This window comes from Streptomyces sp. NPDC001492, from assembly GCF_053597275.1.
In genome coordinates, this window is sequence record NZ_JBSFHW010000031.1 from 25,655 (window position 1) to 38,800 (window position 13,146).

Annotated in this window: 12 protein-coding genes and 3 pseudogenes; 12 read left to right on the plus strand and 3 right to left on the minus strand. The window is 68.6% G+C overall.

Annotated features, from left to right (window positions below; genetic code table 11):
- The first annotated feature begins 2 nt into the window (after positions 1-2).
- The 7 genes and pseudogenes from ACWC1K_RS32840 to ACWC1K_RS32870 all read left to right on the plus strand — a co-directional run bounded on the left by ACWC1K_RS32840 (position 3) and on the right by ACWC1K_RS32870 (position 3,611).
- Positions 3-749: a thioesterase II family protein gene (locus ACWC1K_RS32840; RefSeq protein ID WP_450836572.1), complete on the plus strand. Its 747-nt coding sequence runs from the start codon at positions 3-5 to the stop codon at positions 747-749.
- A gap of 32 nt (positions 750-781) precedes the next feature.
- Complete coding sequence (locus tag ACWC1K_RS32845) at positions 782-976, plus strand: hypothetical protein (protein WP_450836573.1); 195 nt, start codon at positions 782-784, stop codon at positions 974-976.
- A 372-nt stretch (positions 977-1,348) separates the two neighbouring features.
- Positions 1,349-1,552: a hypothetical protein gene (locus ACWC1K_RS32850; RefSeq protein ID WP_450836574.1), complete on the plus strand. Its 204-nt coding sequence runs from the start codon at positions 1,349-1,351 to the stop codon at positions 1,550-1,552.
- Positions 1,549-2,043: a cysteine dioxygenase gene (locus tag ACWC1K_RS32855; RefSeq protein WP_450836575.1), complete on the plus strand. Its 495-nt coding sequence runs from the start codon at positions 1,549-1,551 to the stop codon at positions 2,041-2,043. The genes ACWC1K_RS32850 and ACWC1K_RS32855 overlap by 4 nt, the downstream gene beginning before the upstream one ends.
- Before the next feature lie 182 nt (positions 2,044-2,225).
- A pseudogene (locus tag ACWC1K_RS32860) lies at positions 2,226-2,645 on the plus strand (transposase); the annotation flags it as partial.
- 64 nt (positions 2,646-2,709) lie between these two features.
- The gene (locus ACWC1K_RS32865) at positions 2,710-3,285 is read left to right on the plus strand and encodes a GNAT family N-acetyltransferase (RefSeq protein WP_450836576.1); all 576 of its coding nucleotides are present in this window, start codon (positions 2,710-2,712) and stop codon (positions 3,283-3,285) included.
- 140 nt (positions 3,286-3,425) lie between these two features.
- Positions 3,426-3,611 carry a hypothetical protein gene (locus ACWC1K_RS32870; RefSeq protein ID WP_450836577.1) on the plus strand — a complete coding sequence of 62 codons (186 nt, stop codon included), beginning with the start codon at positions 3,426-3,428 and terminating at the stop codon, positions 3,609-3,611.
- A 144-nt stretch (positions 3,612-3,755) separates the two neighbouring features.
- On the opposite strand, the pseudogene ACWC1K_RS32875 reads toward ACWC1K_RS32870, so the two are convergent.
- Both ACWC1K_RS32875 and ACWC1K_RS32880 read right to left on the minus strand, forming a co-directional pair.
- Positions 3,756-3,950: pseudogene (locus ACWC1K_RS32875) on the minus strand (helicase associated domain-containing protein); the annotation flags it as partial.
- 37 nt (positions 3,951-3,987) lie between these two features.
- Positions 3,988-4,401, minus strand: coding sequence for a hypothetical protein (locus tag ACWC1K_RS32880; RefSeq protein WP_450836578.1), 414 nt, complete (start codon positions 4,399-4,401; stop codon positions 3,988-3,990).
- A 362-nt stretch (positions 4,402-4,763) separates the two neighbouring features.
- On the opposite strand from ACWC1K_RS32880, the gene ACWC1K_RS32885 reads away from it, so the two are divergent.
- The 5 genes and pseudogenes from ACWC1K_RS32885 to ACWC1K_RS32905 all read left to right on the plus strand — a co-directional run bounded on the left by ACWC1K_RS32885 (position 4,764) and on the right by ACWC1K_RS32905 (position 10,587).
- Positions 4,764-6,587: an ATP-dependent nuclease gene (locus ACWC1K_RS32885; RefSeq protein ID WP_450836579.1), complete on the plus strand. Its 1,824-nt coding sequence runs from the start codon at positions 4,764-4,766 to the stop codon at positions 6,585-6,587.
- A gap of 375 nt (positions 6,588-6,962) precedes the next feature.
- Positions 6,963-7,781: pseudogene (locus ACWC1K_RS32890) on the plus strand (metallophosphoesterase family protein); the annotation flags it as partial.
- 478 nt (positions 7,782-8,259) lie between these two features.
- Positions 8,260-8,793 carry a hypothetical protein gene (locus ACWC1K_RS32895; protein WP_450836580.1) on the plus strand — a complete coding sequence of 178 codons (534 nt, stop codon included), beginning with the start codon at positions 8,260-8,262 and terminating at the stop codon, positions 8,791-8,793.
- A 423-nt stretch (positions 8,794-9,216) separates the two neighbouring features.
- Entirely contained in the window at positions 9,217-10,140 is a 924-nt protein-coding gene (locus tag ACWC1K_RS32900; protein ID WP_450836581.1) for a hypothetical protein, read from the plus strand.
- 189 nt (positions 10,141-10,329) lie between these two features.
- A complete protein-coding gene (locus ACWC1K_RS32905; RefSeq protein WP_450836582.1) occupies positions 10,330-10,587 on the plus strand; it encodes a hypothetical protein in 258 nt (85 codons plus the stop codon).
- 80 nt (positions 10,588-10,667) lie between these two features.
- Here the strand turns inward: ACWC1K_RS32905 and ACWC1K_RS32910 are convergent, their stop codons facing one another.
- Positions 10,668-13,058 carry a hypothetical protein gene (locus ACWC1K_RS32910; protein ID WP_450836583.1) on the minus strand — a complete coding sequence of 797 codons (2,391 nt, stop codon included), beginning with the start codon at positions 13,056-13,058 and terminating at the stop codon, positions 10,668-10,670.
- Positions 13,059-13,146: the final 88 nt, after the last annotated feature.

The following is a 13,146-nucleotide window of genomic DNA, read 5'->3' on the forward strand; positions in this document are numbered from 1 at the left end:
ACATGTCTGGCCTGCGGACCCTGACCCTGGTGTGCTTCCCGCACGCCGGCGGCGGGCTGGGACGCTATCGGAGCTGGCGGGAAGACCTGCCGGACGGCGTCGAAGTGATCCTGCCCGACCTGCCCGGCCGGGAGGGGCGGCTCTTCGAAGAGCCCCTCCCGGACGTCGCCTCGGTGAGCGCGTACGTGATGCGCACGCTGGCCGCTCAGATCGCGAACACCGAGCGACTGGCGTTCGCCGGCATCAGCTACGGGGCGCTCGTGGCATACGACATGACCGCGCGCCTGGAGGCGTCCGGGAAGCGAGTCGAGGCCCTGTTCGCGGCGAGCCAGCGGGCGCCGTCCACCCCCCTGCCACCGATCGACTGGCACTCGATGGACGACGCGGAACTACTCGGTGAACTCGCCGGGATCGGTGGACTGAGCCCCGACCTGACGGACGAGGACGAACTTCTCGAACTGTTCCTCCCCACCATCCGGGCGGAACTCCACGCGAGCGAAAGCTATCTCAAGCCCGCGACCCACGACCGTCTGCGGTGCCCGGTCTTCCTCTACCACGGCACCGAGGACGCCGTGATCCCGGCGTCCTCGGCTCTCGCCTGGCGTGACGAGACCGACCGCCTCTCGTGGCGAAGCCTGAAGGCCGCGCACTTCCTGACCGGACCCGACGGCACGGACCTGTGGTACGAGGCGCTGCTCCAGGACTTGGCCTCGTGCACACCCTGGCCCGCTCTCGGCCGCACCCCGTGAAGCGATGGCATTCCCTGAAGAAAGGATCAGCGATGAACGGAACACAGACCCCCGGCCTGCAGTTACCACGCTGCTGCGCCCACCTGGTGTCATGGGACGACCAGCCCCGCACGGACCATGCCGTGACCGATGGCGACACCCGCGACCGCGACGCGGAGGCCCGGCGCAGCGGCGGCGAGTTCGGCGGGCAAGGCGGCCTGTCCGCAGAACAACGTGCGGTGCCGTAGGCAGCAGTGGAGTCGGCCGATCATGCGGCTGAAGAGGTTGCGCATCTGAGAGCTGCCTGCGTCCCGGCGTGTCTGGAGTGCCGCTTCCACGTGCCGGGCAGACCGTGCTCCGAGCCAGTCCGCACAACCCTGCCGCACCACCCCACAGCACGGGCTCGGGACCGCAGGCGTGCACCAGGGCGCCCTGCGCAAGTACGGCAAGGAAGGCGACGCGCGACGCGCGGCTTCACCCGCCATGCTCCGCCCGGCGACCACTTCCTCCTGCCAGCGCGCCAGGCGCGCTCCCGGACACAGTCCGCACCGCGATCACGGCTACCACCAGGGAAGGCGCCCGACCGACCTGGTGAACCGACCCGTACGAAAGGAGCAGTGATGAACACGACACAGACGCCCGGACTGATGCTTCCCCGGTGCTGCGCCCACCTCATGACCTGGCACGAGGACCCGCTCACCGCTCGCACCCCCGCCCCCACCACTGGCACCGGCCTCCGGGCCGAAACCCCGGCCCGCGAGCCCGCCACAGCTTTCGTCCACGGCGTGCTCCGGCTCTCCGAAAGCCAGGCGGTCCGTACGTGAGCGACAGCGATCTCCAGATCGCCGGCGACATCCTCGAAGTCCCGCACCTCCTGCCGCCCCCGCGCAAGCACCCGGCCACCGTCGCCGAATTCGTCGGCCTGGCCCGCTCCCTCGCCACCGACCGCTCCCAGTGGGAGCACCTCGTCCACTACGACGCCACAGCGCGCTGGTACCACCGGCTGCGCACCGGCCCCGGTTACGAGGTGTGGCTGCTGTCCTGGGTGCCCGGCCAGGGCAGCGGGCTGCACGACCACGGCCCCTCCTCCGGTGTGCTGACCGTCCTGGAGGGCACGCTGACCGAGCGCACGGAGCACGGCACGCGCGCGTTAGAGGCGGGCACACAGCGGGTGTTCGCGCCGGGGTACGTGCACGAGGTCGTCAACGACACGCTGGAGCCGGCGGTCAGCCTGCACCTCTACTACCCGGGCATGAGCGAAATGCGGATACACACCGCAGCCCACTGCGAGGCACGCACACAACTGGTCCGGTGACTGCCTGACGCATAGTCGTACCCGCACCCAGAAGTTGCCCCAGCCCCACTCGCGAAGGAACGGCCTTGCGGGGCGCGCGATATGTGCCGCGCGCCCCGCGGGGATCCTTCGGGACCTCCCCAGGCGGTTGGCCACCTGCAACTCACCTTGATGAACGGCCAGTTCAACCCAGAAGGTGCACGCTGGCCCTGCCCCAGTCCGACCTTCTACGGCTGCCGGAGCCACTACGTTCGGCGGACGGGCTCGAACTCGACCGCTCGGCGGCTGAGCGGACGCTCCAACAGCCGACCGAGGCCGAGGCGAGCGCGAGGAACGGCGTGGAGTGGAACGAGCACACCGCGCGCACCGCGTTGCGCAACCGGCACCGGGACAAGACACCGACCACTCAGATCAGCGACCTGGACCTGGCCATGCCCAAACTGCGCTCGGGCAGCTTCTTCCCCAGCCTGCCGGAGCGCCGCATCGACCAGGCCCTGTTCGCCGTCGTGATGGAGGTGTACGTCCACAGAGCGCCCACCCTGTCGGTCGACGAACCGGCCAAGGCCTTCGGCGCGGACAGGGGGACCTCCAGGAGCGAGATCCCGCGAAGCTGCGCCGACCTGTGGTGAGCCGATGACTGCCCCAGTTATGCTGCCCCGTCCTGTCAGGCCAGGAAGGATCGTCACCATGAGCGGCACCCCGTTACCCTTTCCCGATCGGATCGAGCTCACAGGGGAAGGACTCGTCCTGCGTGACTGGACGGAAGCAGACCTGGCCGCGATGCCGGACTTGTTCGACCATCCCGACATCGCGTACTGGACGCCGATGGTCTCACCCTTCGACGAAGCTGCCGCTCGCGCACGGCTGGACCGGGACCGGCAGATGCGCGCGGAGGGCACGACCATCCTGCTCGCCATCACCCTTGACGGCTGCGCGCCGCTCGGCGAGGTGATGCTGCGACGCGCTCCAGAGGGCACAGAGATCGGCTACGCGGTCGGCCCGGCGTACCGCGGCCAGGGACTGGCCGCGCGGGCGGTGCGGGTGATGGCCGCATACGCCTTCGAACAACTGGGCGCGGAACAAGTGATCCTGGAACTGGAGGCCGAGAACGCCGCCAGCGTCGCCGTCGCCACCAAGGCGGGATTCAGCCTGCTTGACGTGCCGCTGATCGAGGGGGAGGAGAAGGGACGGCCCTATGCCCTGCAAACGTGGGGCCTGCGGCCAACATTGTCAGGCCGTTCAGGGCGACCATCCCACCGCTGAACAGGGCGTCCGGCAGCATCGTCATGCGTGAGGCGCAGGCACCGGCAAACACACACTCATGGAAAGCCGCTGACGCGTATGAACCGGCGACCCGTCCGTATGGTGTTCGAGACCTGCTGTGAGTGGAGAGGATCGGGTTCATGACGACAGCAGCGCGACGCTACGGCTTGACGTGGACCGACCCCGACGGCGCTGCACAGGCATCCGCTGGCGTCTTCGACAAGCAGGCCGCCATCCGGCGCCGGCGAGCCCTCAAAGCCGCCGGATGCACGCACGTGAAGGTCGTGAAGGTACACGTGGGCGAGCTTCCCCAACCCGCCATCTGACCACTTGCACAGCTGACAGCAGTCCGGCATGACCATGACCCGCCGTCGGTGCGCAACGGGCCCTCTGAGGGTCACAGAAAGCCGCGAGGGAAGGGCATCAACTGCGCCTCCCGTGCAACCCCGGCAGGCTCTGCGAGATCACGCTCACCAGCGCATGCCCACCGCACCCAACGCCGCGCGCCGTTCCGGGCTCAATTTGCCGGCCCTGCGCCGGGCATTAGCGACGAACGACCCCAGCCCGACCTCCTCACCGTCGACCAGTTCGACGTGCTTGCGTCCAGGGCGTAGATGACCTTCCCGCGCGTGGAACTGGCGCGCGGCGGCAAGATTGACCGCCCACCGCTCGTCCTGGCTACGCCGACCAGACCCCGCCGCGTCACCCCAGGCCCAGGAAGGCTCCCAGGATCAAAGACGTCGGAGTCCACGTATGGTCAGTCAGGTAGTAGAACGCCGCGCCGGTCTGCGTGTGGACGGACAGCGCCACCTGCTCCAGTTGCCAGCTGCTGCCGCTGTGCGGTCTCACCTGCCAGGGGATGGCGTAATCCGGCAGATCGACGGCGCGGTGGACGGCGATGACGGAACCGTGCCGTTCCACCACGTCGCCCGGCTTGGGCGAGTAGCCCTGGATCTCATACGGAAAGAGCGAGCCAGCAGGCAGAGTGCGAAACGCCCGCGCAGGCCGGGCGCCTTGAGGATCGGGCGAGAACACGGGCGGCCGGGTGATTTCCCCGCGCTCGATGCGGCGGTTGAAGCGCCGATTGAGAGTCAGATTGCAGCGGGGCGAGCACACGTGCCGGTCGCGGTGCTTCCAGTGCGCCCTGGCCGGGACCGGCTCCCCGCAGACTTGACACGGTTCTCCCTCGGCCACCATAGGTCACGCCCGTCCAGCCGTACGGTGTGGTCCTGATGACTTGCCCTGTGAGATGACCACCGTGTGGCATGCGCCCGGCCTGTACGCACAGTGATCGCCCGACCGTGAGCCTCACGGCAGGGAGACGCTAACTGGCGCAAAAGGGGGAGCTGTTGCTTTGTGTCCCTCTAGGATGACTGCCTGCGATGAGTGCTCAGGTGCCTCATCCGCACGCGTAACGCCCGCACGCCACGCCCCTGCCCGTCGCCCGGCGGAGCGGGGAGATACGGAGCAGCTCGACCGTGCACCTCATCCGCTTCTCCGCGTGCGGGTTCCGCTCGCTGACCCATGTGCAGGACATCCCGGTCAGCAGCCCGACGATCCTGGCCGGCCGCAACGACGGCGGCAAGAGCGCGGTCCTGGCCGCGCTGGCCTTCCTGCTGGGCGAGCACCGTCTGACGGACGAGGACCGCACCTACCAGCAGGACGAGGGCGTCAAGGGACAGCGCTGCGCGGAGACATGGGTGGAGGGCGTCTTCCGCTTGGACACCGTCGAGCAGGCCGCCGCCCCCTTACCGGCGGAGCTCCGCATCCGGCGCCGCTCACGGGCCGGTGAGGCGGCGTGCTGGGAGTTCTTCGGATCGCAGCCCGCCGACAGCCGTCTGCAGGGCCTGGGGCGGCTGATGAAGAAGGACCTGACCGAACTGGTCGCCGAGTTCGGACTTGCCCCGTCGGGCACGCTGAAGGAAGACCTGCTGGCCGCGCTCACCGCACACGCCGCGACCGTCCCGCAGACCGAGCAGTGGCAGCCGCTACCGAAAGACCTCGAGGCACGGCTGCCGCGGCTGCTGGCGTTCGGCGGCAAGGACGAGAGCCCGGACGACGCGGTGCGCACCGCGCTGAGCAGCTGCTACGAGACCCACCTGGAGGACGAGACCCTCCAGGGACAGGTCCGGGAGATCGAGAAGGAGATCACGCAGCGGCTGGAGAAGGAAGCGGACTCCCTGTGCCGGCACATCCGCCAGCACTGCCGTGAGTTCGTCGGCGTGGAGGTCAAGCCCGAGGTCTCCTTCAAGGGCGGCTTCAAGAGAGCGCCGCTGGAGGTCTCCAAGGCCGACGGCGAGCCTGTGGATCTGACCCGCTCGGGCCAGGGCAGCACCCGGCGCATCGCCCTCGCCGTGTGGGAGTGGACCAGCAGCCTCCTCGAAAGCAGTGAACTCGCCGCGACGGGGGAGCAGGACGAACCGCAGCCCACCCAGACCATCGTCGTCTACGACGAGCCCGACACCCACCTCGACTACCGCCACCAGCGCACCGTCATGGACATCATCCGCAAGCAGTGCGCCCTGCCCCACGTCAACGTCATCGTCGCCACCCACTCGATGAACCTCATCGACGGCGTCGACATCGCCGACGTCGTCCACCTCAAGCTCAGCGACAGCGGCCGCACCCTCGTCGAGCGCCTCGACGGCGACACCCACGACGGCATCGACTTCCACCTCGGACAGATCGCCGCCGCGGTGGGACTGCGCAACTCCGTCCTGTTGCACGAACGCTGCTTCCTGGCAGTCGAAGGCCCCACCGAGCAGCAGTGCGTGCCCCTGCTCTTCCGCCTCTCGCAGGGACTGCCCCTGCAGGCGGCCGGCATCGCCCTGTGGGCCTGCGACAACAACGAAGGAGCACTCCACCTCGCGGGCTACCTCGTCAAGCACCATCGCACCGTCATGCTGATGGTCGACGCCGACAGCCGCGCAAATAAGCACTTCAAAACCGAGAAACTCATCAAAGCCGGTCTCGACCTCACCAAGCAGGTCTCGTACGTCGGCGAGAGCGAGGGCTACAACGAACTGGAAGAGCTCTTCAGCGACCTCCAGTGGGCAGCCGCCGCCAACGCCCACTGGCCCCGCCCCGAGGGCCAGCCCTGGAGCGCCGACGACTTCAGCGAGCACCGGGGCGGCAAGTTCAGCGAGCGCATCCTCTACATGATCAAACAGCAGGCCGCAGAGAGCAGCCCCAACGGCAAGGCCGACATGCTCTACGCACTGGTGTCCATGCTCACCACCCCCGAAGAGGTCCCCCAGCAGCTACGGGACATCTTCACCGAGGTGCAGGCCCTCGCCTGCTGACCTGCTGCTGCGTTCGCCGCTGCAGCATGCGCTCCTTGCGCTGCTCAGTGGTCGGCGCCGTCCAGGCGTGCCATCCGGCCTCCGCAGTCCATTGCCGCGCGTGCGCGCGGGCTTCGATTCCGCACCACCGGCAGCCCCCGGGCGCCACAGTGTGCTCGGTCCTGGCAGAACGCGATAACGACATCACATCCTCCTTCCCCCACTGCTTATTTTGCCTCCTGCCACTGACAATCACCCTGCGAGCCGCGTCCGGCTCCGCCACCCGGCGGCGCATACAAAGAAACCTTTCCCTCACGTGCCCCAAGCCCCCGAAACAAGACCGTTTATCGGGAAAACCGCCCGTAGCTCCCACCACTCTGGTTACGGTCTGTGCCCATGAGGTTCCTGCATACCTCGGACTGGCATCTCGGCTGCCGGTTCCACGGGGAAGATCTGATCGACCACCAGCGCAAGATCCTGGACCACATCTGCGCCACCGCCCGCACCCAGAAGGTGGACGCCCTGCTGATCGCGGGCGACATCTACGACCGTGCCATTCCGAGCCTGGACGCGGTACGTCTGTTCGACCGGGCTCTGCACCAGCTTGCCGACCTTGGTATCCCCACCGTCATGATCAGCGGGAACCACGACTCGGCCCACCGTCTCGGTACTGGCTCCGGCCTGTACGCCAAATCCGGCGTTCACCTGCGCACCGACCCCGCCGACGCTGCCCGCCCCGTCCTCCTCGACGACGAGCACGGTCCCGTCGCCGTCTACGGAGTGCCCTACCTCGAGCCCGCCCTGGTACGCACCCAGTTGGACGCAGAGACAGCCTCCCACCAGGCCGTTCTCACCTCGGCACTGGACCGCATCCGGACTGACCTCGCCACCCGTCCGGGCGCCCGCTCCGTCGTCCTCGCCCACGCCTTCATTACCGGTGCCACCACCAGCAAAAGCGAACGCGACATCAGCGTCGGCGGAGTCGCCCACGCCGGCGCCGACCTCTTCGACGGCATCGACTACACCGCCCTGGGCCATCTGCACCGCCCGCAGAGCGTCAACGACCGCATCCACTACAGCGGCTCCCCACTGGCCTACTCCTTCTCCGAGGCCAACCACACCAAATCGATCACCCTGGCCGACCTGCCGGCCGCCGGAGCCCCCACGATCACCCGCCACAACATCCCGGCCGACCTCCATCTGCCGCTGGCCCGGTGTGAGTTCCCGGCTCTGTGCAGTGTCTGAAGGTTTGTTGAGCTGGGGAGTCGGCGCAGGTCTGGATTCTCCTGGGGAGTTGGTGCGCCCATCTGACCAGCTTGTACTGCGGAGTGTTGACCTCTGGTCAGAGGTGCATGGGTCTGCGACCTGCCGATACGTGGCAAAGCTGGAATATCGCGGATGCCTCGGGAACCCCTGTGGATTTGGCGGCGTTTGTGCAGCTCAGGGAGCTGATGGAGTGCAGGGGCGGTTTGCTGTTCGTGGGCGACCGTCCTGAGAGGCGGCAGGGCCCTGTCGGGGGCGCTTGCGATCATGGCTCGCCGACCGGGCCGTGAGGCCCCAGTCCGGTCAGCGGTGCGGTACCCGAAGAGCGCTGAGCACGGCCCCGGTGGTGGCAGGGGAGCTCATCCTCGTGCCGCCGCACGATATAGGACCAACCAGGTCCCGTCCGTGAATCGCGGACGGGACCCTTCGCGTGCGCTGCCGGAGCTCACGGCCGGTTGGCACCTTCACCTTCCAGCACCGCGACGGACACCACCAGCAGCACACCGTGCTGCTCACCGACGGCGGCGTCTACGACAACCTGGGCCTGTCCGTCCTCGAACCCGGACGCTCACCCCACCACACCCAGCACGTCTATGACGTGCCCTTCATCATCGCGTGCGACGCCGGCCTGGGCGAACTCGCCCTGAAGGCACCGCACTTCATGGCCGGCCGCCTGAACCGCTCCTTCGCCACCGTCCACCGCAAAGCCCAGGACTCCGCCCGCTCCCGGCTGCACGAATGGGCCGCCAGCGGACGTATCGACGGCTTTGCACTGGCCTACCTCGGCATGAAGGACGACCGTCTGCCCGCACCGCCCGCCGACCTTGTCCCCCGCAGCGCGGTGGCCACCTACCCGACCAGCTTCGCCGCTATGAGCCGCACCCACTTCGACGCCATCACCACCCGCGGCGAACAACTGATGCGCACCGTCCTGCCGATGTACCTGCCCTCCTCTCGGCACTGACGCACGGAAGCACATCACCCGACAACACCAGCAACAATTGCCCGTCCTGCCCGTGCCCTAGGCGGGAAGGCCACCCAGCGTGGCATCCGGCGTGCTCAACACCTGGGTGCTCAAGCCCCGGCAACAGCTTCAGGCTCCTCCCGCCCTCAGATCGGTCACGCGCTGCGCGAGCAGGCAAACAGGGAAAAGCAGCCCGAGCGGCAGCCCGCGGGCACTAGCCTGCTCCTAGGCCGAGCGCATCGGCCCAAGCCGGGGTCGGCCCATGAACGGCCCCACACGGCAAAGGTGCCCGGGCATCCGGAGCGATAGCCGCATCAACTGCGCGTACCACCAGAGCTGTTCACCAGCCTGATCAACAGGTCCGCATGCGCCCGATCCCACGCACCGGATCATGGGGCCGGAGCGCAGACTCGAGGCCATCGCATGACCAAAGAACACGCGCGCAAAGGCCGGGCACGGCGCACCGCCCGCCGCACCGGCGCCCCCTACACCTCCGCCCGCGCGGGCACCCTGCACACCCATCCTGCCCCCATCCTGCCCCCGGTCAGCGGTAAGCCCTTCGGTATTTCCGGCAGGGCCGACATGACCGCAGCCGCCGCCGCCGTCGGCGCGCGGCTCGCGGACTGCGACCCCTGCCTGACCTCTGCGGTGGACCGGATGACCAGGGACTTGCCGCTCGTCCTGGCGGCCCTGGCCGCGTCGCTGCCGGTCGAACTCGGCGACGGCTTCACCCCAACCACCCTCGCGTTCTGCCAGACCGTCCCCCGGTACGGCCACCACGAGGCGTATCGGTTCGCCGCCCATCTCACGGAAGACGAACTCCACGACTTCATCACCGACCTGGTCGACATCTGGGCGTACGCCATCCCGCAACTGATCCACCTGCAGACGGCCGGGCCCCTCAGCTCCCTGATCATCGACCTGACCCCGCCGAGGCCGCCTTTCTACGTGGCCGCGCACACCGGCTTCGTCCCCGTACCCGGAGGATCCTTCCCGGCGCTCACCCTCAACTCGCCGGACCTCACGGGAACGATCGACGACCTCGCCGAACGCTGCGCCTTCCCGCTCTACACCTGGAACACCCTGCCCGGCATCACACCGTGGATCCTGCAACAGCACCCGGACACCCACCGTCCCTGGGGAGTGAGCCGGAGCGGCACGGACACGCCCGCGATCACGATCGGGTCTCGCGAGCATTCAGCCGACGCCAGCGATCAGTGGATTCAGGCGGCACACCGCGCGGGCTCGGTCCTGGTCCTGGGCCTGTGGCATCGGGAATTCTCCTCCATCAGGGCCTCGGCGGAAGACCATGAGATCTTCGCGGTGCGGGCACAGGTACAGCCCTGACCGCTGCTCCTGTCGGAGGCCGACGCGGACGGGCGCCGCGGGTGAGGCTTGGAAAACACCACTGCGCCGGCCTCTGGTCTGACCGAAGTCCTGTTGTCAGTGGCCCGGAGTACCGTGATGGCCGGTCAGACCCATCGCTGCGGGCCGCAGCGTTCGCACGTGCGGGGGTCCCTTCGGGAAGGAAACCGTATGGCCAGCTTCAACTTCGACGAGAGTGCCATCAAGAAGGTGGTCAACGACGGTTTGGAGAGGATGGCATCCGACCTCACCCTGGCCCTGAACGGGATCACCGCGGAGTACCAGGGCAAGCCGTTGGAGGAGATCAAGCCGGAGGTACAGCGCGTGTGGGCGGCGCACACGGGCGGTGGGGAGCTCGACGAACAACGGTTGACGGCGTTCGCCGAGCAGATCAAGGCCGGTGGCCATGTAGTGGTGCGCTCGAGCTAGTCCCGGCACGGACACCTGAAACCCCGGGCCCCGCAGGGCGATCCGGTGATGGGGGTGTGCCGGCACATCGGCCAAGCCGGTCAGCCGGGCAGGGGCGCTTGCCAGGGGGCGCTGGGGGTGCCGTCGGGGTCAAAGCCGTACGGGCACAGGTCCTGCCAGGCGGTGTCCTGGGCCCAGCTGATGCGGTGGACAAGGTCAACACCCGCTGTCTCTGCAGCCTCCCGGTAGGCGGCCAGAGCGCCCGCCGTGTCGTGGACCTGCTGCCGCAGACGTGCCACGGCCATGAGGTGTTCGTCGTCGCCGTACTCCGCCATTCTTCGGTGCCAGTGCTCCGCTCCGGCGATGTCTCCCGCTGCCTCCAGATCCCAGGCAAGCATGCGCACCGCCTTGATGTGGCCGGTCTCTGCTGCTCTGGAAGCCAGGTCCATGGCGGCAGTATGCTCTTCGGCCTCGGACTTCCGGACAGCCAGCTGGTACAGCGCCTCCGGGTGGCCAGCAGCGGCTGCAGCCTCGCAGAGACGTTCCCAGACCTCACCGTTGCCGGTCATCGACCACAGGGAGAACAGGTAGCCGTAGGGGTCTTCGTAAGCATGATCCTGGGCCTGGCGTCGCAGCCGCGCGTAGCCCGTGTCGGTCCAGGACTCCTTTGTCAGTGCGGTCAGGTAGTCGACCATGCTGGCGTACCCTCCGGCGGCCACCGCCGCTGCCTGTTCGGCGGCGAACTCCTCGTCCTGGGCGGCTTGTTCTTCTTCTGACATGTTTGCCGCCGAGACGCGCAGGGTCGCGATGAGATCGCCGGCGTCGGCGGCCCGCTGGTCGATCAACCGGGCGGCGTCCTCGTCGCCCGCCCGTATCCGCTTCCAGTACAAGTCGCCGAGGGCAGCGACGGATCCGGCGTCCGCGGCTAGTCCATACAGCCTCTCGGCATGCTGATCGCTGCCCAGGACGTAGTGGACGCGCGCGAGTCCCAGCAACGCTTCTGGGTGACCGGTCGCGGCCGGGGCCCGGAAGAGCTCGGCGGCCATCCCCAACCGCCAACGCAGCCTCGCCGCTTCGCCGAGGGCGACTCGATCGTCAGCAGCGGTGAGGTGGTCGCATACTCCGTACCAGAACGAGGCCGGAGGACACAGCAGCCGGCGCTGACTGCGGCCGTGCTGCTCGAGATAGTCGGCGAGTCGGTAGACGGGTGCCGGGCTGGTGAGGACGCGTGGTGCCGAACGCGGGCGTACGCGGCGCAGGGGAGCGAGGCTGCCGTGCACGGGACGGCTGAGATCGGCGAGGGCCTGCTCGAGCCAGTTGTCGGCGAGGTCGTCGTATGCGTCGTCGGTGAGATAGCCCTCCGCCGCCGCTTCCAGGAAAGGCAGAGGCTGGTGGAGGCCAGAGCCCAGGCGGCGGGCGTCCACGGCTGCGTCCAAGACCGCCCGGGCCGCCGGCGTGGCCATCTCGTAGCGGCGCAGCAACTCAGGCGCTCCCGCAAGGAACTGCGTCAGCCGCCCATCGCTTGCACTTTCCAGAGCATGCGCAAGCTGCCGGTCGCCTGCAGCGGCCAGAGCCTGCGCAGCGGCCTTCGCGGTCGCGTCAAAGCTGTCCGGCAGGTGGATCATTCGGCCTGCCAGCAGCTCCCGTACCTGCGAATGCGGATCCTCCTCGCCTGCCCGGGGGACCTTGGCATACGCCTCGGCGTACTCGGGCCACAACGTGCCGAGCACCAAGACCGGACCCCGCGCCGGGTCGGTGAGCAGGCCGTGCAGTGCAGCACCGATGCGCTCGCCCAGCCCGCGGCCCGCGCCGAGATAGTGCTGCGCCTCGTTGAGCCACACCACCGTGTGCGGATCCACCCGGGCGAGGTCGGCGAGCGCCGCCTCGGCCCGGGTCGGATCGAAGGGATGCCACAGCCGCCACCCCGCCTCGGCCAGCGGCTGGACCGCCTCCCAGCAAGCGCGCGTCTTCCCGGTCGAGGACGAACCGACCAACACGGCCATCCTGCTGCACTCATCCGACACCGTGGCGGCAACCAGCTCGGCCAGCTGCCCATCGTGCGGGCGGCGAACGTATGCAGGCAGCGCGGAGGCTGCCCGCTGCTGCCCAGCCGAGACCGGTGAACTGCCGTCCCCTGTCGGCGGAGGAGCGGCGGCCGGGTGGACTTCGAGGTCGTGGGGATTGCACTGGGCGATCGGCCGTCCGACCGACGTCTCGCCCTCACCGGCTATCTCAGCCCTGCCGACGGCGGCGGTACGCAGAGCCAGCAGCAGCCCAGGATCAAGACCGAGGGCACGTGCCAGCGCCCCTACCGTCTGCGCCGACGGCACGTCGGCTGCACTGCTGAAGGCTTCGCTGACGGTCGTACGACCCAGCTCGGCACGGCGGGCGAGCATCGTCTTCGTCAGGCCGACCGCAGCCAGCCCGGCCTCCAGGCGGGCACGCAACTCGCCCAGCGCCGCCGCCGGGTCCTCGAAATTCTGGGTGGTCACTCGCTCGCCCGGCTCCTTCCCTCGGCTGTTCGCCTGTGTTCGTCTTCGTCCGCTCGCACCGCGGCGAACGGGCACTTCACGAAGCTCG

What these genes read in the sequence shown, in the direction of transcription:
- ACWC1K_RS32845 (WP_450836573.1), top strand. Translation starts at nt 782, where the DNA reads ATGAACGGAACACAGACCCCCGGCCTGCAGTTACCACGCTGCTGCGCC.
- ACWC1K_RS32900 (WP_450836581.1), top strand. Translation starts at nt 9,217, where the DNA reads ATGACCAAAGAACACGCGCGCAAAGGCCGGGCACGGCGCACCGCCCGC.
- ACWC1K_RS32865 (WP_450836576.1), top strand. Translation starts at nt 2,710, where the DNA reads ATGAGCGGCACCCCGTTACCCTTTCCCGATCGGATCGAGCTCACAGGG.
- ACWC1K_RS32840 (WP_450836572.1), top strand. Translation starts at nt 3, where the DNA reads ATGTCTGGCCTGCGGACCCTGACCCTGGTGTGCTTCCCGCACGCCGGC.
- ACWC1K_RS32905 (WP_450836582.1), top strand. Translation starts at nt 10,330, where the DNA reads ATGGCCAGCTTCAACTTCGACGAGAGTGCCATCAAGAAGGTGGTCAAC.
- ACWC1K_RS32850 (WP_450836574.1), top strand. Translation starts at nt 1,349, where the DNA reads ATGAACACGACACAGACGCCCGGACTGATGCTTCCCCGGTGCTGCGCC.
- ACWC1K_RS32870 (WP_450836577.1), top strand. Translation starts at nt 3,426, where the DNA reads ATGACGACAGCAGCGCGACGCTACGGCTTGACGTGGACCGACCCCGAC.